15 protein-coding genes are annotated in these 20226 nt (G+C 73.8%); 3 read left to right on the forward strand and 12 right to left on the reverse strand.

Annotation, left to right across the window (positions count from 1 at the left end; translation table 11 throughout):
- Window positions 1–36 precede the first annotated feature (36 nt).
- The 11 genes from ACQPZF_RS19570 to ACQPZF_RS19620 all read right to left on the reverse strand — a co-directional run bounded on the left by ACQPZF_RS19570 (window position 37) and on the right by ACQPZF_RS19620 (window position 17502).
- Window positions 37–3189 carry an amino acid adenylation domain-containing protein gene (locus tag ACQPZF_RS19570; RefSeq protein ID WP_433273630.1) on the reverse strand — a complete coding sequence of 1051 codons (3153 nt, stop codon included), beginning with the start codon at window positions 3187–3189 and terminating at the stop codon, window positions 37–39.
- Window positions 3186–8966: an amino acid adenylation domain-containing protein gene (locus ACQPZF_RS19575; protein ID WP_433273632.1), complete on the reverse strand. Its 5781-nt coding sequence runs from the start codon at window positions 8964–8966 to the stop codon at window positions 3186–3188. Before ACQPZF_RS19575 ends, ACQPZF_RS19570 begins: the two co-directional genes overlap by 4 nt.
- Window positions 8967–9076: 110 nt before the next feature.
- Window positions 9077–9292, reverse strand: a complete 216-nt coding sequence (locus ACQPZF_RS19580) for an MbtH family protein (RefSeq protein ID WP_433273634.1) — start codon at window positions 9290–9292, stop codon at window positions 9077–9079.
- 275 nt (window positions 9293–9567) lie between these two features.
- Entirely contained in the window at window positions 9568–10317 is a 750-nt protein-coding gene (locus ACQPZF_RS19585; protein WP_433274621.1) for a metallophosphoesterase, read from the reverse strand.
- Window positions 10318–10801: 484 nt separating this feature from the next.
- Complete coding sequence (locus tag ACQPZF_RS19590; protein ID WP_433273636.1) at window positions 10802–11467, reverse strand: TetR family transcriptional regulator; 666 nt, start codon at window positions 11465–11467, stop codon at window positions 10802–10804.
- A gap of 46 nt (window positions 11468–11513) precedes the next feature.
- Window positions 11514–12083 (reverse strand): hypothetical protein, encoded by a 570-nt coding sequence (locus tag ACQPZF_RS19595; protein ID WP_433273638.1) that lies wholly within the window; start codon window positions 12081–12083, stop codon window positions 11514–11516.
- A gap of 158 nt (window positions 12084–12241) precedes the next feature.
- Window positions 12242–12892: a response regulator transcription factor gene (locus ACQPZF_RS19600; RefSeq protein ID WP_433273640.1), complete on the reverse strand. Its 651-nt coding sequence runs from the start codon at window positions 12890–12892 to the stop codon at window positions 12242–12244.
- The gene (locus tag ACQPZF_RS19605; protein ID WP_433273642.1) at window positions 12889–14175 is read right to left on the reverse strand and encodes a histidine kinase; all 1287 of its coding nucleotides are present in this window, start codon (window positions 14173–14175) and stop codon (window positions 12889–12891) included. Before ACQPZF_RS19605 ends, ACQPZF_RS19600 begins: the two co-directional genes overlap by 4 nt.
- The gene (locus ACQPZF_RS19610; protein ID WP_433273644.1) at window positions 14175–14750 is read right to left on the reverse strand and encodes a phosphatase PAP2 family protein; all 576 of its coding nucleotides are present in this window, start codon (window positions 14748–14750) and stop codon (window positions 14175–14177) included. The genes ACQPZF_RS19605 and ACQPZF_RS19610 overlap by 1 nt, the downstream gene beginning before the upstream one ends.
- A gap of 89 nt (window positions 14751–14839) precedes the next feature.
- Window positions 14840–16240 (reverse strand): pyridoxal phosphate-dependent decarboxylase family protein, encoded by a 1401-nt coding sequence (locus ACQPZF_RS19615; protein WP_433273646.1) that lies wholly within the window; start codon window positions 16238–16240, stop codon window positions 14840–14842.
- Window positions 16237–17502, reverse strand: coding sequence for an MFS transporter (locus ACQPZF_RS19620; protein WP_433273648.1), 1266 nt, complete (start codon window positions 17500–17502; stop codon window positions 16237–16239). The genes ACQPZF_RS19615 and ACQPZF_RS19620 overlap by 4 nt, the downstream gene beginning before the upstream one ends.
- 122 nt (window positions 17503–17624) lie before the next feature.
- Between ACQPZF_RS19620 and ACQPZF_RS19625 the strand changes: the two genes are divergently transcribed.
- Window positions 17625–17762 carry a hypothetical protein gene (locus tag ACQPZF_RS19625; protein ID WP_433273650.1) on the forward strand — a complete coding sequence of 46 codons (138 nt, stop codon included), beginning with the start codon at window positions 17625–17627 and terminating at the stop codon, window positions 17760–17762.
- An 87-nt stretch (window positions 17763–17849) separates the two neighbouring features.
- Window positions 17850–18281, forward strand: coding sequence for an Hsp20/alpha crystallin family protein (locus ACQPZF_RS19630; protein ID WP_433273652.1), 432 nt, complete (start codon window positions 17850–17852; stop codon window positions 18279–18281).
- A 152-nt stretch (window positions 18282–18433) separates the two neighbouring features.
- Here the strand turns inward: ACQPZF_RS19630 and ACQPZF_RS19635 are convergent, their stop codons facing one another.
- On the reverse strand, window positions 18434–18907 hold the full coding sequence (locus tag ACQPZF_RS19635; RefSeq protein WP_433273654.1) for a MarR family winged helix-turn-helix transcriptional regulator: 474 nt from the start codon (window positions 18905–18907) through the stop codon (window positions 18434–18436).
- Between ACQPZF_RS19635 and ACQPZF_RS19640 the strand changes: the two genes are divergently transcribed.
- Entirely contained in the window at window positions 18906–20039 is a 1134-nt protein-coding gene (locus tag ACQPZF_RS19640; protein WP_433273656.1) for an ABC transporter substrate-binding protein, read from the forward strand. The genes ACQPZF_RS19635 and ACQPZF_RS19640 overlap by 2 nt on opposite strands.
- Window positions 20040–20226: the final 187 nt, after the last annotated feature.

Consider the following 20226-nt stretch of genomic DNA (forward strand, 5'->3'; position numbering starts at 1 on the left):
GATCGCGTGGTACAGCCGGCTCCGCGCCGGCCTGGTTCACAGGTCGTCCTCGGACAACGTGCCGAGCAGCCGGTCGATCTCGGCGTCGGACAGGTCGTCGAGCTGGTCCAGCAGCGGCACGGGTCCGCGCAGGCCTTCGCCCGCGGTGGCCAGCGCCGTGCACAGGCCCGCGATCGTCGGCGCGGCGAACAGCGTCGCCAGCGGCAGGTCCGCGCCCAGCGCCGCGCGCACCCGGGCCAGCATCGTGGTGGCGGTCAGCGAGTGGCCGCCGAGCGCGAAGAAGTTGTCGTGCACGCCGAGCGGTCCGTCAGCCGGGATGCTCAGCACGTCCCGCCAGATGTCCGCCATCCGGGCCTCGGTGGCGTCGCGCGGCGCGACGTGCTCGGCGTCCGCGGTGGACCACTCGGGCTCGGGCAGGGCGTTGCGGTCGATCTTGCCGGTGCCGGTGCGCGGCAACTCGTCCACCACCACGATCGCGGCCGGGATCAGGTAGTCCGGCAGCTTCGCGGCGAGGTGCGGGCCCAGCGCGTCGACCGTGCCGCGCAGCACGACGTAGGCGACCAGCCGGACGTCCGCCGCGTTCGCCGACCACGTGGTGACGACCGCGTCCACCACATCGGGGTGGGCCCGCAGCACGGCTTCCACCTCGCCGGGCTCGATGCGGAACCCGCGGATCTTGACCTGCCGGTCGGCCCGCCCGAGGAACTCCAGCTTCCCGTCGGCCCGCAGGCGGACCAGGTCGCCGGTCGCGTAGAGCCTGCCGTTCCCGAACGGGTCGGGGAGGAAGCGGTCGGCGGTCATCCTCGGCAGACCGTGGTAGCCGCGCGCCACACCCGCGCCGCCGATGTGCAGCTCGCCGATCACTCCGGGCAGCACCGGGCGCAGCAACGGGTCCAGTACGTGCAGCGTGGTGCCCGCGACCGCCGCGCCCAGCCGGATGGGCGTGGGACCGGACGGCACGACACCGGCCGCTGAGTACACCGTCGTCTCGGTCGGGCCGTAGCCGTCGATGAGGGTCGCGCCGTCGGACTGGAGTTCGTCGGCCAGGTCACGGGCCAACGCCTCGCCGCCGGTGACCCTCAGCCGGACGTGCGGCGGCACGCCACCCGCCGCCACGACCATCCGCCAACTCGCCGGGCCGCCCTGCACGACGGTCGCGCCCGATTCGGCGATCCGTTGGCGCAGCAGGGATCCGTCCGCCACGTCGTCGGCCGGGACGGTCACGATGCGCGCGCCGCGCAGCAGGGGCACCAGCATCTCCACGGTGGAGACGTCGAAGGCGGGTGTGCTGATCGACGCCAGGCAGTCGTCCGGGGACAGGTCGAGCAGGCCGTCCATCGCCTTGAGCAGCGCGGCGAGGCCGCCCTGGGTGACCCGGACGCCCTTGGGCCGGCCGGTCGAGCCCGAGGTGTAGAGGAGGTAGGCGAGGCTTTCCGGGATCAGGGGGACGGCGTCCGGCGGGGTGTCCGGGCCGTGCGCGGAGTCCAGGTCGATCTCGGTCCACGGGCCGGTGAAGCCGGTCTTGGCGCGGGAGTGCGCGTCCGTGACCAGGACCGGGATGTTCGCGTCCTCGGCCATGGCGGCGAGGCGTCGGGCGGGCCAGGACGGGTCCAGCGGCAGGTAGCCCGCGCCCGCCTTCCACGCCGCCAGGATGCCGATGATGGTGGGCGCGCCCCGGTCGAGGCACAGCGCCACCGGCTGGTCGGGCCGCGCGCCGGCGGCGAGCAGGGCGTGCGCGAGGCGGTTCGCGGCGCGGTCGATCTCGCCGCAGGTGAGGGTTTCCGCTACGGCGTCGGGATGCGCGGCCAGCGCCGCCGCGACGAGGCCGAGCGCGGTCTCGCCGGGATGGGCGATTGGTGCGGTGGGGTGGCTGCCGAGCGCGCTGTCATCCGTCGGCCGGTCGGCGGTGCCCGCTGTCGTGCCCGCTGTCGTGAGCGGTAGTTCGGCGACCTTCACCGTCGGGTCCGCGTGCTCCGTGATGGCGGCGAACACGGTGTGCAAAGCCGAGATCGTGGCCTCGTCGAACAGCTCCGCGTCGTACTGCCAACGGGCGAACCAGCGATCGCCGTCGCGTTCCACGGTCAGCGACAGGTCGAACTTCGCGCCGCCGTTGGCGACCGGCTCGGGCCGCATGGTCAGGGCTCCCGCGTGGCGTGCCGGCGGCAGCGGCTCGACCGCGAACATGACCTGGACGAGCGGCGCGTGCGCCAGTGTCCGTTGTGGCGCGACCAGGTCCACCACCTGCTCGAACGGCAGGTCCTGGTGCTCCAGCGCGGCCACGGTCGCGGCCTCGGCGGTCCGCACCACCTCGCCCACCGTGGTCTCGGGCGGGAAAACCGCCCGCAGCGGCAAGGTGTTCGTCACGAACCCGACCAGGCCCTCCGTCTCCGGCCGCGTGCGAGCCGCGACCGGCGTCGCGACCAGGAAGTCCGCCTGCCCCGTCACCCGGTGCAGCACGCACTGGAACAACGCCAACAGGTTCGCGAACGACCCGTCACCGACCCGCAGCTCCCGCCGCAGCTCCGCGCCACGCCCGGAAGGGGTCTCCGGCCGGGGCCGGTCGCCGGGCAGCGGCAGCACGGTCGGCGCGTCGCGCAGCGCCTCCTGCCAGTACGCGGCGTCGGCGGCGAACGCGTTGCCGTCGACCTGTTCCCGTTGCCACACCGCGTAATCCGGGTACTGCACCGGCAGCTCGGGCAACGCCTGCGGGTCGTCCGCGTAGCAGTGCGCCAGCTCGTCGAACAGCACCGCGCACGACCAGCCGTCCGCAATGCTGTGGTGCAGCACCATGACCAGCACGTGCCGGTCGGGCAGCCGGAGCAGGGACGCCCGCAGCAGCGGACCGGCGTGCAGGTCGAACGCCCGCCCGACCAGTTCGCGCACCACCAGGTCGAGTTCGTCCTCGGCCACGTCCGACACCGGCAGGTCCACGGTCTGCGTGGCCGACACCACCTGCACCGGCACGCCGTCCTCGGCGGCGAACCGGGTGCGCAACGCCTCGTGCCGCGCCACCACGGCGTTCAGCGCGGCGCGCAACGCCTCCGGGTCCAGCGGCCCGTCCAACGCCACCCGCCAGCCGATGTTGTAGACCGGGCCGGGCATGAGCTGGTCCAGCAGCCACAGCCGGCGTTGGCCGGACGAGGCGGGGAACCGGAAGACCTCGCGTCCGTCGGGGATCACCGTGCTCACCGCGTTCCTCCTTTGTGCCAACCGCGCCGGTCCACCGCGACCAGCCGGAACTCCGCGGTGTGCCGGTTGCCTTCGGCGTCGGTGAGCCACAGGTGGTCCGGGCCGGGCAGCATCTCGCCGACGCCCATCGGCGCGTCGGGCTGCTCGCGTTCCAACGCGCGCACCGCGTGCGCGAACAGCTCGACCGACGGGCCGTTCTCCAGGTCCACGTAGAACGGCTTGTGCTCGACGGGGCTCTTGACGAACACGAACCGCGGTATGCCGTGCTCCCGCCGCCACTCCTGCGCGCCGAGGAACCGGCCGGGCTCGTCGGCGGCGAACGCGAACCGGGACCGCGCGGCGGGCAGCAGCCAGCTCTCCCGCGCCACGACCAGCCGGTCCAGGCTCACCCGGGGCGTGTGGTCCCCGGCCGGCAGCAGCCGGAACCGCTGCACCAGCCGCGCCATGATCTGCTCGGCGAGCAGCTCCGCCAGCTCCAGGTCGACCCGGCCGTCCCGGCTGCGCGCGAGCAGCCGCCCGTTCTCCGCCACCACCTCGCACGCGCCGACCGGGACCGCGCCGGCCAGGTCGGGTCCGCACGAGTCATGGCCGAACGCGATCCGGAGGTCCTCGGGCAGCACCAACGCGTCCGCCAGCCGTTGCGGCGTGCCGCCCTGCTCGCGGGTGGTGCTCAGCACGACCCGCGGACCGGCCATGTCCCGCGCCATGGCTTCGCGCAACTGCACCGGATCGGGGTGCTGCGACACGAACAGCGCCGCCCGCATGGTGTTCACGCCGGGATGCACTTCGCCGAGCACCCACTGGTAGTCGCCCGCCCGCACGGCCTCCGCGTCACGGGCGGCGATCAGCACGTCCGGGCTGTGCTGCACGGCGCCGCGCCACCCCGGCCGGGGTGCGGCGAACTGCCGCAGCACGGCTTCCCGCACGTCCGCCGTGGAGTGCCGCACGTGCCGCGCGGTCGGGTCGTGCGCGCCGAGCGCGTCCGCCCAACGGGTCTGCAGCGCGGTCTCCAGGCGGCCGACCACCCGGTCGTCCAGCCGGAAGATCGTGTCGTTGGCCCACAGCCAGAAGTCGGCCAGCCGCACCGACTCGCGGTTGCCCGCGTGCTCCCGGAACACGTCCTTGAGCGCCCTCGCGTACAGCGCCGAACCCGCGCAGGTGAACCAGCGCGCGGCCTCCAGGACCAGCTCCAGCGACGGCCACAAGGCGTCCAGCAGCGCGGGGGAGAGGGTGACCTCCAGGTCGCGGCGGCACTCTTCGTGCACCAGCGTCCGGCCCGCGTAGAACAGGCCGGGACGGCGCACCGCCTCCGCGCCCGTGATCGCGGTGAACCTCTGGTGCAGGTCGCCGATCGCACGCACCAGCCGGTCCGGGTCGCCGACGGCGGCGGCCACCCGGTCCCGTCCGTCCACCACCTCCGCCAGCGCCTCGGCGACCCGTTCGCGGACCTCGGGGTCGTCGATGCCGTCGATCTGCCGGCGCAACGCCAGTTCCGGCACCAGCGCGGACGGCGGCACCTCCAGCGTCCACGCGATCCGCTTGGCCTGCCGCAGCCGCTCCAGCACCGCGAACACGGCCGTGCGGTCCGCTCCCACGTGCTCGGCGATGTCGTGGGCACGCCGCCGCCCGTCGCACGCGGCGAGCACGGCGGCGTCCAGCGTGGGCAGCCGGATCGGGTCGGTCAGCGGCACGTGCAGCAGGTCTCCGACGACGTCCACGAACGGCATCCGCCGGGGTACCGCCCACGGCCGGACGTCGTCGGTGGTCAACGCCTCGGCGAGCTGCTGGACGGCCCAGTTCTCCAGGTACGTCGTGCGCCGGTCGACCAGGTTCGCGCCGGGCCGGACGGCGAGGGGCGTCGGGGCGTCGTCGTCCACCCACGCCCAGCCGACCGGGCCGAAGAAGCCGATGGTGTCGTTCTTGGCGCAATACCGCTGGAGGTAGCTGACGACGGTGTGCTCCCACCGCCGGTACTCGACGTTGCGGCCGGCGGCGCGCGGTCCGCTGAGGGCCTTGTGCAGGGCGTCCACGGCGGTCTGGAGGACGCGCGGGTTCTGCCACGCGACGGCTTCGCGGAACTTCGGGTCGCCGCTCACCCGGTGCAGCACGCCGGCGGCGGCTCGGCGGCCCTGCTCGAAGCGCGCGGCGTAGTCGGCGAGCGTGGTCCGGTGCAGTTCGGCGGCGGCTGCGGCGTCGGCGAGGGCCGCGTCGACCTCGGGCATGTCGTGCAGCGCGTCACGGGCTTCGGCGAACCGCCCCTTGCGCACCAGCCTGCCGATCCGGCGCAACGACGACCGGACCTCGGCACCGGCCGCGTTCTCGACCGCGCGCAGCACACGGAACGCCGTCCATCGGGCCTCGCCGAGCGCGTCGTCGGCGGCCAGCACGGACTCGGCGGCCCGCGCGGCATCGGGGCTCGCGACCGCCAACAACGGCTCGATGCCGAACCCGGTGCCGCGCAGCTCGACCCACCGCCACGCCGCCCAGTTCCCGGTGCCCCTGGGCAGGACGAGGTGGTCCGGCACCGTCCGACCGGTCGCGCCGGCGGTCTGGTCCGGCACGGTGCGCGCGGGCGTCCCGAAGGTGGAGCCGGTCGGTTGTGCCGGCACGGGATTGGCGACCGCCGGCGTGGTGGCCTGCTTCGGAGTGCGTGGGGCGGGCACCAGGTAGGCGGACCGGTCGCGGCGGGTGATACCGGTGGTGGGCTTGGCGGTTCGCGCGTTGTCGATGACGGTGGCGCACGCCGTCAAGGTCCGCGCCCGGTGCAGGTCGGCGACCGGCACCTCCACGCCGAACTCCTCGCGGACGCGGAACGCCAACCGCACCGCCAGCAGCGAATTGCCGCCCACGGCGAAGAAATCGTCCTCCGCCCACACGTCCTCCGCGCCCAGCAGCAGTCCCCACAGCCGCGCGAGCCGCTGTTGCGTGCCTTCCGCCGGAGCGGTCCGCACCTCCCGGCGCTCGCCGTCACCCCGCACCGCCCGCAACGCCGTCCGGTCGACCTTGCCGCTGCGGTTGAGCGGCAACGCGGGCAAGGTCACGTACCGCGCCGGACACAGGTAGGAGGGCAGCCGGTCCTCGACGTGGCGGCGCAGCGAATCCACGTCGACCTCGCCGACCACGTAGGCGACCAGGTGCCGGGCGTCCACGTCGCCGACCGCGAGCACGGCCGCCTCCGTGACGTCCGCGTGCCCGCGCACCACGGTCTCCACCTCGGCGGGCTCGACCAGGAACCCGCGGACCTTCACCTGCTGGTCGGCGCGCCCCAGGAACTCCAGCACCCCGTCCGGCCGCCACCGCGCCAGGTCACCCGTGCGGTACAGCCGTCCGCCGGGCTCGGCGCCGAACGGGTCCGGCACGAACTTGGCCGCGGTGAGCGCCGGATCGGCCCAGTAGCCCCGCGCCAGTCCGGCGCCACCCGTGTACAGCTCGCCGGGCACGCCCACCGGCACCGGCCGCATCCGCTCGTCCAGCAGGTAGACCGTGCTGCGCTGGATCGGGCCCCCGATCGGCACGGTCGCGCCGACCTGCCGCGGATCGGTCAGCACGCAGCACGACGTGAACGTGGTGTTCTCGGTCGGCCCGTACCCGTTGACCACGGGCTTGCCGCCGCGTGCCACGATGGCCGCGCGCACGGCGTCCGGCGCGAGCACGTCACCGCCCGCGAGCAGTTGGTCCACCGACTCCAGCACGTCCGGCGCGTGCGCCACCACCTGGTGGAACAGCCCGGCGGTCAGCCACAGCACGCTCACCCGGTGCGCGCGCACCACGTCCGCCAGCACGGCCGGGTCGGGCGGCCCCTCGGGCGCGGCCACCACCCGGCCGCCGGTCAGCAGCGCGCCCCACACCTCCAGCGTCGTCAGGTCGAACGCGGTCGCCGACAGGTGCAGGAACGTCTGCCCCGGCCCGAACCGCGCGAACGTCGGCGTCGTCACCAGCCGCACCACGCCCCGGTGCGGCACCGCCACACCCTTGGGCTTCCCGGTCGAGCCGGACGTGTAGTTCACGTACGCCACGCCCAACGGGTGCGCCACGACCGGAACCGGGGTGTCCGGTCCGTCCACTTCGGACAGCAGCACCGACGCGACTCCGTCGGGGAGCGGCCGGGGTTGATCGGTGACCACCAGCGTGGTGCCCGATTCGCGCAACGCCACCGCGTCCCGCGCCGCCGGATTCGCCGGGTCGAGCGGCAGGTAGGCCGCGCCGGTCTTGACCACCGCGAGCATCGCGGTCACCAGTCCCGCCCCGCGAGGCAGCGCCAGCCCCACCGGGCGGTCGGGTCTCGCGCCACGGGCGAGCAGCGCGTGCGCCAGCCGGTTGGACCGCGCGTCGAGTTCCGCGTAGCTGAGCCACCCTTCGGCGTCGGAGTGCACCGCGTCGGCGTCCGGCCGCTGTCGCACCTGCTCGGCGAACAGCGTCGGCACGGTCGCCTCGGCCGGGTACTCCACGGCGGTGTCGTTCCACTTCTCCACCACCCGCACCAGCTCCGCGCCACGCGGCTCGGTCAGCTCGCGCACCGGCCGTCCGGGGTCCTCGGCCATGCCCGCCACCACGTCGCGGAACTGGCCGAGCAGCGCCTGAGGCGCCCAGTCGGGGAACCTGGTGACGTCGTGGATGAGTTGCAGGCTCAGGTGCGGCTCGGCGAACGCGTAGAGGGTCATGGCGTAGCTCGGGCTGCGGAGGATGCGGACGCGGCGGCCCCGCGGGGCGTTCGGGCGGGCGGACAGCACGGTGTTGATCTCGCGGTGCTCGAACAGCACGAGGCTGCGCATCAGCGTGTCGTGGCCGGCCGCGCGCTGGATGTCGGGCAGCGGGCTGAGCTGGTGGTCGCGGGCGGCCACGGACCGCTCCCGGACGGTGCGCAGCCACTCGGCGACCGGCACGTCGCGGTCCACCGGCAGCCGCAGCGGAACCGTGGCCAGCAGCAGGCCCACCATGTCCTCCGCGCCCGCGACGGAGCCGTGCCGGGCCGCGCGGGTCACCCCGAACACCGCTTCGCCCGCGCCGGAGTGCGTGGTCAGCAGCAGGCCCCACGCGGCCAGCACGACGGTGTTGACGGTGACGCCCGCCTCGGTGGCCAGGGCCCGCACGGCGGCGGTCTCCGCGTCCGACAGGTCGACCACGGCCGTGCCCATGACCGGTGTCGCGGAACCGTTGTGCTCCAGCGGAAGCGGCCCCGGCTCGGGCAGCCCGGAGAGTTCGGCGGCCCAGAACCGCTCGTCGGCACGGGCCAGCGGGTGCTCGGGTGCGGTGCGCTCGGCGTACCAGCGGGCGTAGTCGGCGAACCCGGGCCGCGGCGCGAACTCCGCCGTGCCGCCCGAGGCATAGGCGTCGTCTATCTCCGACAGCAGGATCGCGAGCGAACGGCCGTCCAGGATCGCGTGGTGGAAGGTCGCCACGACGACGTTCCCGGGCAGCGCGCGTACCCGCAGCGGCGGCCCGGCAACCGGGTCGACGCCCGCTTTCCGGTCGGCGGCCAGGAACGCGGTCAGGTCGGTGACCGAGTCGTCCGCGAGCACCGGCACGTCGGAGGCCGGGCCGGGCACCTGTTCGGCGTCGCCGTCCGGCCGCCAGCGGAATCGGGTGCGCAGGATCGGATGCCGTTCGATCGCCGCCCGCCACGCCCCCAGATATGCCTCGGTGTCGAACGGCGCGGTGAAGTGCTGGACACACTGGATCACGTCCGTGCCCGCCGCCGGGTCACGCAGTCCGGCGGCGATCATTCCCCGCTGCAACGGCAGCGCGGGCGTGCTCCGGACCGCTGTATCCGGGTCCACCAAAGCCTCCCCCAGGTAATGTGCCGGCCACCGCGCGGCTGAATAGCGGCTATTTCCGGGCAGCCTGCGCACGCCCACAATACGGGTGTGCGGTTAATTCGCCGGACGGGTCAGCCGCCGTGCGCGGCCAGGTGCTCGCGCACACTGCGCGGGCGCATGTCGATCCACACCGCGGCGATGTGGTCCAGGCACTCTTCCCTGGTACCCGAGGTGCCTTCGGCCCGCCACCCCAGGGGGAGCGCCCGGTCGGCCAGCCAGACCGAGTACTGCTCCTCGTTGTTCACCACGACCAGGAATACACGGTTATCCGGGTTCTCGACGCCCATGTCGTATCTCCTGCCCTCCGCCTGCGGGCGGGTTGTGTGCAGGCAACGCTACGCGTCGGGCGGACTTTTCTGGAATCCACTGAACGGTCGAACCGGCTATTTGTAGATCGGCAGCCGAACTATTTGTAATGACTATGGGTCGTCGCTCGCCGTGTCCGGCTGATTACCGAAATGTTCGGCGTGCGGTGCGGTCGGAATCGATTGACCCGGTCGATCGGGGGAGTGGTGGCCGTGCCGAACGGAGCCGTCGGGGGTGCGGCCGGCGGGGTGGTGGTTCAGCCGGACCGCAGTGTCAGCAGGGAGATCTCGCTGGGTGCGAAGACGCGGAACGGTGGTCCCCAGAAGCCCGCGCCCCGACTCGTCCACAGCCTCGTGCGCGCGCCGTGCAGGCTCAGCCCGGACAGCACCGGTTGCTGGAGGCGCACCAGCAGGTGGAACGGCCAGATCTGCCCGCCGTGCGTGTGCCCGGAGAGCTGGAGGTCCACGCCCGCGGCGGCCGACTTGCCGATCTCGCTGGGCTGGTGCGCCAGCAGCACCACCGGGTCGTCCGGCCGCACGCCCGCGAGCGCGGCGTCCAGGTCGGCGACGTGGCCCTCCTCGCCGGAGTGCACGGCGGTGATGTCGTCGATGCCCGCGAACACCAGACGCGCCCCGTCGCGCTCCAGCACGCGGTGCTGGTTGTGCAGGCTGGTCCAGCCCAGCTCCGCCATGTGCTCCATCCACGCCTGGGCGTTGCTGATGTACTCGTGGTTGCCGGAGACGTAGAACCGTTGCGACGCTTGCACATCCGCCAGCGGGGCCGATTGGCCGCGCCGCTGGGCCACCGTGCCGTCCGCCAGATCGCCCACGTGCACAACGACATCCGCGTGCAACCCGTTGACCGCCTGCACCAGACCCTCGGACCACTTCGTGCGGTCGATCGGCCCGTAGTGGGTGTCCGCCAGCACCGCGACGGTGAGGCCGTCGAACGCCTTGTCCAGGCGCGGCAACACGATGTCCGCCCGGCGGACGCGCGGCACGCGCATGGCCTCCCGCACGCCGTAGGCCGCCAGCCCGACGATGATCACGGCCAGCAGCACCGCGATGAACCGCGACCGGAACGGGTTCTCCACGCCCGCGACCGCGAGGACGAGCCGGAGGAGGTCGGTGACGAGCGTCCAGGCGAACGCGATCCAGGCGAAGCCGAGCAGCGGCAGGGCGACCTTCGCGGCCCGGTCGGAATGCCGGTGGCCGAGCGAGCGGATGAGCAGGACGGGGAACGCCACGTAGCCCACCGCGAACAATACCGTGCCCGCGACCATCACCGGGACGGGCCATTCGGCGCTCGGCGCGAACAGCCCCGCCCACGGCACCCAGAACAGCAGGGTCGTGATGACGAACAGCACCGCGCCGAACACGACGCGTCGCCGGGTGGCGGGCCGGGGCGGTGTGCTGGTCGCCGGGGCGGCGGGGTCGGCCATGTGCGTCTCCGTCGATTTAAAGACCAGTGGTCTTTCCAGCGTACGCGGGTCAGCTTGAGCGGACGACCAAGCCGATGAGCTGGTTGACCAGTCCCTCGGTGAGCGCCGTCGCGAAGGCCTCGGCGGCGGGCGGGCAGCCGAGTTCCGCCGAGGCCTGGGCGATCGCGTCCGTGGGCCGGGCGCAGGGCCACAGACCCGCGGTGATCACCACGACCGCGCCCGCGAAGTGCGTCGCGCCCGCTCGGTCCAACTGCGGCAGCTCGCCCCGGACCAGGTCGGCGAGCCGGGCGGTGTGCGCGGCGGCCCTGGCCTTGACGGCGCGGGCGGCCTCGACGCCGATGTTGCGCTCCAGCACGCCCGCCATGGCCCCGACCAGCTCGCACAGCAGCGGGTGGCGGGGCAGCGACGTCGCCAGCACGGTCGCGACCGCGATCGCCCGGCCGTACGGGACCGGTTCCGCCCGCGCCGCGCGGACCAGCGGCTCCACCTCGTCCAGCCACGCCGACCAGCGCCGGTCCAACACCTCCAGGAAGATCGCCTCGCGGCTGTCGAAGTACCGCAGCACGTTCGACTTGGCGAGCCCGACCTGGGTGCTGAGTTCGCGCAGGCTGATGTCGGCGATGGGGCGCTCGGCGAGCATGGCCTCGGCGGTGTCCAGGATCGAGGCGCGCCGCGACGCCACCTGTTCGGGCCGCCGGGCCCGCCGGAACTCCATGTCCGCGAGGCTAGCAAATAGCAGACCGGCGGTCTTTTGCAGTCGCTCAGGCGATGGCGACGGCCAACCGGTCGAGGGCGTCGGACCACGGCCGTGCGGTGATCACCGGCAGGTCGTGGCGCACGGCTTCGGCGGCGAGCCAGTCGCCGTAGTGGGCGCTGTCGAGCGCCCGCTTCCGTTGCGCGCCCGCCTCGGGTTCGCGTTGCGCGTAGTTGCGCTGGAGCTGTTCGGGGTCGGGCTCGTGGACGAACACCGACCGCACGTCACCGCCGGTCCACTTCGCGCAGAACTCGGGCAGCAGGTAGTCGCCCTCCAGCACGAGCGGGAGGTCGGTGTCGAGGTGGTTGGCGATCACCGCCTCCAGCGCCGGGGCCAACGCCCGCGCCAGGGCCACCTGGGCGTCGAGCACCTGGTCGGGCGACATCGAGCGGTCGGAGTGGCCGAGCCAGTAGTGCAACGCCGGCTGCCGGTCCGCCGTGGTGAGGCTCTGGAGCGCGACGACCAGGTCGTCCACCTCCACCAGCGCCGCACCCCGTGCGCGGGCCACCGGATAGGACAACGCGCTCTTGCCGCTGCCCGACGCGCCGCCCAGCAGCAGCACCCGCCAGTTCGTCATGGAGGCAGCCTCGCAACCGGACCCGCGCCCGCGCAAACCGCCGGCTGTTCCCCCTCCATGCCGCTGGCTGTTCCGACTCTCCAGACCGCCGGCCGGCACGACTCCTTCAGGCCGCCGGCCGTTCCGACTCCTCCAGACCGCCGGCCGGCACGGCCCGGTCAGCTCCGTGGGATCAGGCCGGTCTCGTAGGCCACGATCGCCGCCTGCACCCGGTTCCGCACGTCCAGCTCCCGCAGGATCGTGCTCACGTACACCTTCACCGTCCCCTCGACCACGTGCAGCCGCGCGGCGATCTCGGCGTTCGACAGGCCCGCCCCGACCAGGCCCAGCACCTCCCGCTCCCGCACCGTGAGCCCGGAGATCCGGTCGCCCTCCCGCAGCCGCGGGCCGTGCCCGGACAAGTGGTCCACCACCCGTTTCGCCACCAACGGCGACAGATAAGCCGCACCACCCGCCACGGCCCGCACCCCGGCGATGATCTCGTGCGGATCGCCGGTCTTCAGCACGAAACCGCCCGCACCTTCGCCGAGGGCGCGGGAGATGTAGGCGTCGTCGGCGAACGTGGTCAGGATCAGCGTCCCGGTGTCGGGACCGGCCCGGCGGATCTCCACCGCCGCGTCGAGCCCGTCCAAGCCGGGCATCCGGATGTCCAGCACCGCCACGTCCGGCCGGTGGGCGAGCACCGCGTCCACCGCCGACCGCCCGCTGTCCGCCTCCGCGACGACCTCCACGTCCGGCGCGGCGGACAGGACGGCGCGCACGCCCACGCGCACGATGGCCTCGTCGTCGGCCAGCACCACCCGGATCACCGGCGCACCACGTCCTTCCCCGCCAACCGTCCCCCGGCGAAGCACAGCCGGTACAGGTCGCGGTCGAACGGGTTCGGGTCGGTGCTGTAGTGGCGGCAGCCCGAGACCGAGTCGATCCGCGTCCGCATCGGCAGCACCTCCACGATCTCGGTCTCGGGCTGCCCGACCCGCAGACCGTCGAACACCGCCGATCGCAACGTCGAACTCGCCGCATCGAACACCAGGTAGCCGAGCATGCTCGCCAGCACCCCCACCCCGACTCCGACGGCGACCACCACGGCCCGGCGGGCGCTGCGCCGCACCCGGCGCTCGGCGTGCTGCCGGTACGTGCTGGTGGTCGCCGTCACGGGACGTTCCGGCAGGTGCGCGACGACCTCGAAGCCTCCGTCCGACGCCCGCGCCGAGAACCGGCCGCCGACCAGCGCGACGCGTTCGGCGAGCCCGAGCAGCCCCTGCCCGCCACCGGTCGCCGCCGCCACCCGGGCCGGGCCGTTGGCCACCCGCACCGAGACACCGTCCGCACGCGCCACCGCCACCGTGACCGCCGCCCGCGGGGCGTGCTTGATCACGTTGGTGAGCGCCTCGGTGACCACCCGGTGGACGGTCCGGGCGATCACCGGGTCGAGGCCGGCCGAGTCGTCCCGCACCAGCTCCACCGCCAAGCCGTCCCGCCGCGCCCGCGACACGACGTCGGCCACCGACGAGACGGGCGCGGAGTCGGAACGCAGCAGCCGCACCACGTCGGCCAGCCGCTCGGCGGCGGCGGTGACGCCCGCACGGGCCTCCCGTGCCGCCGCGCGGTGCTCCTCGGGCAGCGTCGGGGCGACCTCCAGCGCGCCGACGTGCAGCGCCGCCCGCGCCAGCTCGTGACCCACCAGGTCGTGCATCTCGGCGGCGAGCCGCGCCCGTTCCCGCGCCCTGGCAAGCTCGACGTCGCGCTCCAGCTCCTCCGCCCGGTCCCAGGCCACGCCGAGCAGTTCCGCGTGCCGCCGCCGGTAGCGGCCCACCGACCACGGCACGACCGCCAGTGTCGAGACACCGGCGACCGCCGCGAGCGCGGTGTCCGGCCCGGACAGGACGAGCCCCAGCACGCCACCGCAGACCGCGCCGGCGGCCAGTGCCACGGCGCCCCGCCACCCTTCGACGGCGTGCCGGGCGGCGAGGAACGAGACCGCGACCAGCCCGACGGCCGGGACGGCGACGCCGTACTTGCTGTCGGACAACGGGGAGAAGAAGCAGACCAGCCACCCCGCCAACCCCGCGCACAGGACCACCAGCGGCACTATGTCCGGACCCTCCTCGTCACGACCGGCGTCACGACCCGCGACACCAGGGGCAGGAACCCTGCGACCGCCGCGCCCAACGCCAACCCCGCCAGCACGTCGTGCGGGTAGTGCGCACCGACGAACACGCGCGAGGCGGCGGCGAACACGGCCACCACGACGGCCACCACGCCCAACCTCCGGTCACACCACAGGATCGCGACCGCAGCCGCCCCCGCGACCGTCGCGTGGTTGCTAGGGAACGACCAGTCGCCCCACTCCGGGCACTCCACGATGGTCGGCGACGACCCGAGCACGCGGCACGGCCGGTCCACCTCCCACACCCCCTTGACCACCTCGCTGAGTCCGTACGCCAGTCCCACGGCCACCGGCGCGAGCAGCACCCGCACGCGGTCCGGCGTGGACGAACGCCACCACAGGAACGCCAGCGCCACCGCGAACACCCCGAAAACCGCGTCGGTCAGCAACCCCGCCGCCGCCCGGACCGGCTCCGGGGTGGACGCGGCGAACGACACCACGTCCAGGTACCACTCCGCGCTGACGTCCGGCACATCCTCGACACCCTGTTGAAGCATGCCACCGACGCTAGGGAGATCGACATCGCGCCACCGCTGCCGAAAGCGCCCGATCCGACCTGTCGAACGACAGGGCCGGACATCAGACCTCAGGAGTACAGGACACCCAGGAACTCGACCAGCAGCCGTTCCCGCAACGCCGGCGACGCGGCGGCGAGCAGCGTGTTGACCGTCGCCATCCGGTCGGGCAGCACGGAGTCGCCACCCAGGCCCGCCGCCGCGAGCAGACCCGCGAACTCCCGCGGTGTCAACGAGGACGGCTCCAGCGCGCCGATCGCGGCGACCACCTCGGGCGCGACGACGACCGGTCCGGCGTCCGCCGCCGCCCGGACGGAGTCGCGCAGATCGGCCACGAGGTCCGCCTCACCGCCGACGTTCGCCGCCGTCACGGTCAGGTGCAGGTTGGCGGGGGAGGAGCGGTGGGCGAACTGGGGCTGCACGTACCACTTCCGGGCGCGCATCTCGTCGGCCACGGTGAACACGTCGAAGTCGTCCCGGGTCGCGGTCACGGCGATCAGCGTGGACTCGGGCTCGCCCAGCACGCGCAGCCCGTCGATGGCGGCGATGCCGTCGCGGATCAGGCGGGCGCTCGCCAGCGTGCGGTGGGCCAGCTCGCGGTAGCCGTCGTCGCCGACGTGCCGCAGCACGGCCCACGCGGCGGCGAGCGGGCCGCCGGAACGGGTGGACTGGGTGGTGGGGTTGAGCATCGTGTAGCCGGGCCAGTCGGCGCTCGCGAAGTACTGGGGACGGCGCAGGTCGGCGTCGGCGTGCAGCAGCACGGACGTGCCCTTGGGGCAGTACGCGTACTTGTGCAGGTCCACCGAGATGCTGGTGACTCCCGGCACGGAGAAGTCGAACGGCGGCACGTCGGCGTGCGGCAGGATCCAGCCGCCGATGCACGCGTCCACATGGCACCGGACACCGCGCGCGGACGCGGCGGCGGCGATCGGAATGACCGGATCGACCACACCGTGCGCATAGGACGGCGCGCTGACCACGACGAGCACGGTGTCGTCGGTGATCGCGGCGGCCATGGCCTCCGGGTCGGCGCGGAACGTCACCGGATCCACCGGCACGGCGACCACCCGCACCCCGAAGTAGTGCGCCGCCTTGTGGAACGCGGCGTGCGCCGTCTCCGGCAGCACCATCGACGGGGACGTGATGTCGGGCCGGGCCTCGCGCGCGGCGAGCACCGCGAGCAGACACGACTCCGTGCCGCCGGACGTGACCGTGCCGACCGTGGCGGACGTGCCGCCGAGCAGACGTGCGGCGGTGGCGACGACGTCGTTCTCCAACCGCAGCAGGCTCGGGAAGGCGGTGGGGTCCAGGCCGTTCACCGAGGACGCGAGCGCGTGTGCCTGTGCGGCGAGGTCGTCCAGACCTGGGAGTGCGCTGTCGTAGACGTAGGCGAGTGTGCGTCCGCCGTGTGTGGGCAGGTCGCCGGCGCGTAGTGCGCGCAGTTCGGCCAGGATGTCGTCGGGTGCGGTCATGCGGTCTCCTCGCGGGGCAGCAGGGGCAGGGCGATGACGGCCAGCACGGCCGGGATGGCGGTGAACCCGATCAGCGCGGCCGGCACCGCGCCCGGTGGCTGCACGGCCGAGCCGTCGGTGCTCGCCACGTAGCCGCCGATCGCCAGCACCAGGCCGTACACGCCGGGGCCGAGGGCGAGGCCGAGGGTTTCGCCGGCTGTCCAGACGCCGGCGAACAGCCCGGCGCGGGTGGCTCCGCTGCGTTGCTCCTGCGCCGTGATCACGTCCGGCAGCATGGCCAGCGGGAACACCTGCATCCCCGCGTAGCCGACGCCGATCAGCGCCATCAGGCCCAGCACGGCGGCCACCGGCAGCGCCCGCGCCGCGGTCAGCCCGGCCACCGCGAGCGCGAACAGCAGTGACGCGGCGACCAGGCCGAACCGCTTGCCGTGCCGCCGCCCGACCCGCTGCCACAGCGGCATCACCACCAGCGCCGGGGCGACGAACCCCACGAACAGCAGGGTCTGCAGGCTCTCGTCGCCGAGCACCAGGCGGGCGAAGTAGTCGACACCGGCCAACATCGTGCCGAGGCCCACGGCCTGCACCACGAACACCGTCAACAGCAGGCGGAACGGCCGCGAGCGCACCGCCACCACCAGGTCGCGCGGCGTGGCCGCCGCCGACACCCGACGGGACACCGGCACGCCGCGGGTGCCCGCGACGGTCGCCAGCGTGCCCGCCAGGATCAGCACGCCGACCGCCACGCCCACCGCCCAGTACCCGCCGGCCACGTCGCGCACGACGGGCGCGCCCGCGCCGCTGACCAGGATGGCCGGCGCCAGGAACGCCATCCGCCACGCCATCAGCCGCGTGCGCTCGTGGTAGTCCTCGGTGATCTCGGCCGCCATCGCGACGTAGGGCACCTGGAAGAACGCGTACGCCGTCGCGCACAGCAGGAACACCACGGCCACGTACACGGCGGCCGGAGCCCCGGTGAACGGTCCGGCGAACAGCGCCGCGAACAGCACCGCCACCGCCACCCCACCCCGCAGCAGGAACGGCCGGCGCGTGCCCGCCCGATCGCTGATCCGGCCCGCGACCGGGTTGAACAGCACGTCCCAGGCCTTGGGCGCGAGCACCAGCAGGCCCGCGACGGCGGCGGGCACGGCCAGGCTGTCCGTGAGGTACGGCAGCAGGAGCAGGCCCGGCACGGTGCCGAACGCGCCGGTGACGAAGGAGCCCATCGCGTAGCCGGCGCGGACCCGAGCGGTGATCTGCGGCATAGGCAAAGAATCTTCGCATTTGCCGGGGCCGGTGCCCAGCGCCGAGGGCGCGAACTCCGGACCGAGGTGTGAAACGGCCGCGTACCGGGTACCAGCCAGCCGAAGTGGAGGGGAGTAGCGCGATGGGCAAGCACAGCATGGGCGCCACCGAGCGCCAGTGGGGCGGACCGGAACTGGTGGTCGACGCCGAAGCCGCCGCCGACCAGGCGGCCGGCGCCCCGATGCCGGACGAGTCCGCCCCGGAGGCCGACGCCGAGTAGGAACATCACCCGTTCGTCCGAGCTTGTGCTCCCGCCGGGCCGGGTACACCCACTTCGACGTGCCGAAACCATCGGGAAGGTGACGTCGTGGAGTGGCTGACGGTCTACCGGGGCTCCCCCGCGGAGCCGGGGCCACTGCGCGAGATGGACCTCTGGTGGGAGCGCGTCGGCCGCACCCTCGGCCGTCCCTGGGACGTGTCCACCGACGACTCCTGCCCGTCGTCGGTGGACGTCGTCGTGACCGCACAGGCCTACCTGTTCGCCACCGTCGTGCCCCGCGTGCGCTTCCACGACGTGGTGGTCGAAGTCCACGACCACGAACTCCGCCCGGACGGCGTGCCGGTGCCCCGCGCCCGCGTCGGCATCACGGTCCGCCGCCGGCGTCGCGGGTACTACTACTGCGCGACCCTGCCCGCCGAGATCGACGTCGAGCGGATCGAGGCCTGGCTGCTCGACGGGGTGCTCGTGGTGCGTGCTCCGGTGACGACCGTGTCCGTGCCGCCGTCGGCCGGAGCCTGACGATTCGGGCCTGACGATTCGGGCCTGACGATTCGGGCCTGACGATTCGGGCCTGACGATTCGGGCCTGACGATTCGGGCGTGACGGCTCGGGCCTGACGATTCAGGCCTGACGGCTCGGGCGTGACGGCTCGGGCGTGGTTGTGGCACCGCTTACGCGAGGCCGCGGAGCAGTGTCGACAGGCCCGCCACCGTGTCCGGGCCGAGGCGGACGGCCAACGCGCCTTCGTGGGCCGCGGCGAGGGATTCGAGGCGGTGCAGCTTGTCGTGGCCCAGGTCGGAGACGTGCACGGAGACCTTGCGCCGGTCCTCCTCGGACTGCGAGCGGTAGAGGAAGGCCGAGTCGACCAGGGTGTCCACGATGCGGGTCAGGGTCGGGTGCGGGATCTCCAGCGCGCCGGCCAGTTCGCCCATGGAGCGCTCCTCGTCGGCCAGCGCGCGCAGGACGCGCCACTGGTCGACCGTGACACCTTCCTCCTCCAACGCCGCGCCGAGGTCGCGGACCAGCGTGCGCTGGATGCGGGTCAGCAGGTCGACCAGGTCCGCGCGGGCGAGGCGGGGACGGTGCTGATCAGGCATGACGGGCCTTTCGGCGGGGGACTCGACGGCGAGCATACTTCTGCCCATGGACTCCTCGGCAATCGTGCGCACGGTCGTGCGCGACCGCATCGAGGTGGCGGTGGACGGCCCCGACCCGGCTGTGCTGCGGCTCGGACTGCTGCTGCCGCTGTCCGGCGCCCTCGGGCTGACGGGGCCGTCCGGGCTGCTCGCGGCGGCGCTGGCGGCCACCGAGCTGAACGCCGCCGGCGGGGTCGCCGGGCGTCCGGTGCAGTTGGTGCTGGTGGACGCCGGACGGCTGCCGCCCGAGGTGGTGCGGGACGCGTCCGGGCTGGTCGGGCTGGTGGACGCGTTCGTCGGGTTCCACACCAGCGACGTCCACCGGGCGCTGGAGACGGCGTTGGGCGGACGGGTGCCGTACATCTTCACGCCGCCGCACGAGGGCGGGGCGCGACGGCCCGGCGTGGTGCTGCTCGGCGACTCGCCGGGACGTCAGTTCGCGCCCGCCGTCCGGTGGCTGGTGGCGCGGCGGAGGCTGCGGCGGTGGGCGTTCGTCGGCAGCGACTACATCTGGCCGCGCGCGGTGCACCGGGCGGCGGAGGGCATCGTGCGGAGCCTGGGCGGCGAGGTCGTGACGACGCGGCTGACGCCGTTCCCGGGTCCGGGGATCGACGCTGAGGAGATCGTCGACGCGCTGGCCCGGGTCCGGGTGGACGCCGTCCTGCTCAGCCTGGTCGGCCGGGACCTGGCGTTGTTCAACCGGGTGTTCACCGCCTCGCCGTCGGCCGGCCGGGTGGTGCGGCTGTCCGGTTCGCTGGAGGAGAACGGGCTGCTCGCGGCGGGTGGCGACGACACCGGCGAGCTGTACGCGGCGATGCGCTCGTTCGCCGGGCAGGGTGACGAGCGGCGGATGGCGCTCGCGGAGCGGCACCGGGCGCTGTTCGGCGGGCGGGCTCCGGTGCTCGACGCGTACGCCGAGGGCTGTTACGACGGGGTGCACCTGGCCGCCGCGCTGGCCTGGACGCGTGCGCTGACGGCCGATGGCGCGCAGGCGGGGACGGCGGCGCTGCTGGGATCGACGGCACCGCTCGGGTCGGCGGCTCGCGGCGCGTGGGTCGGCGCACCGCTGGGGCCGCCCCGCCTGACCGGTTTCCTGGCGCGGGCCGACGGGCTCGACCTGACGGTGATCGCCCCGCTCTGACCGCCGGCAGCCCCTACCGGCAGCGCCCACGGGCCGCGCCGCACCGTCCGCGATCACCGCCCGCCTCCCCTCGGCAGCCTCCACCGGCCGCGCTCCACCTCACCGTCCGCCACGGACAGCCACCCCGGCGTCCGCCCCCACCGACCGGCCGCCACCGACCGGCCCAGCGGATGCTTCCAGTCGGAAC

This window comes from Actinosynnema sp. CS-041913 (genome assembly GCF_050942485.1).
In the GTDB taxonomy this organism is placed as follows: domain Bacteria; phylum Actinomycetota; class Actinomycetes; order Mycobacteriales; family Pseudonocardiaceae; genus Actinosynnema.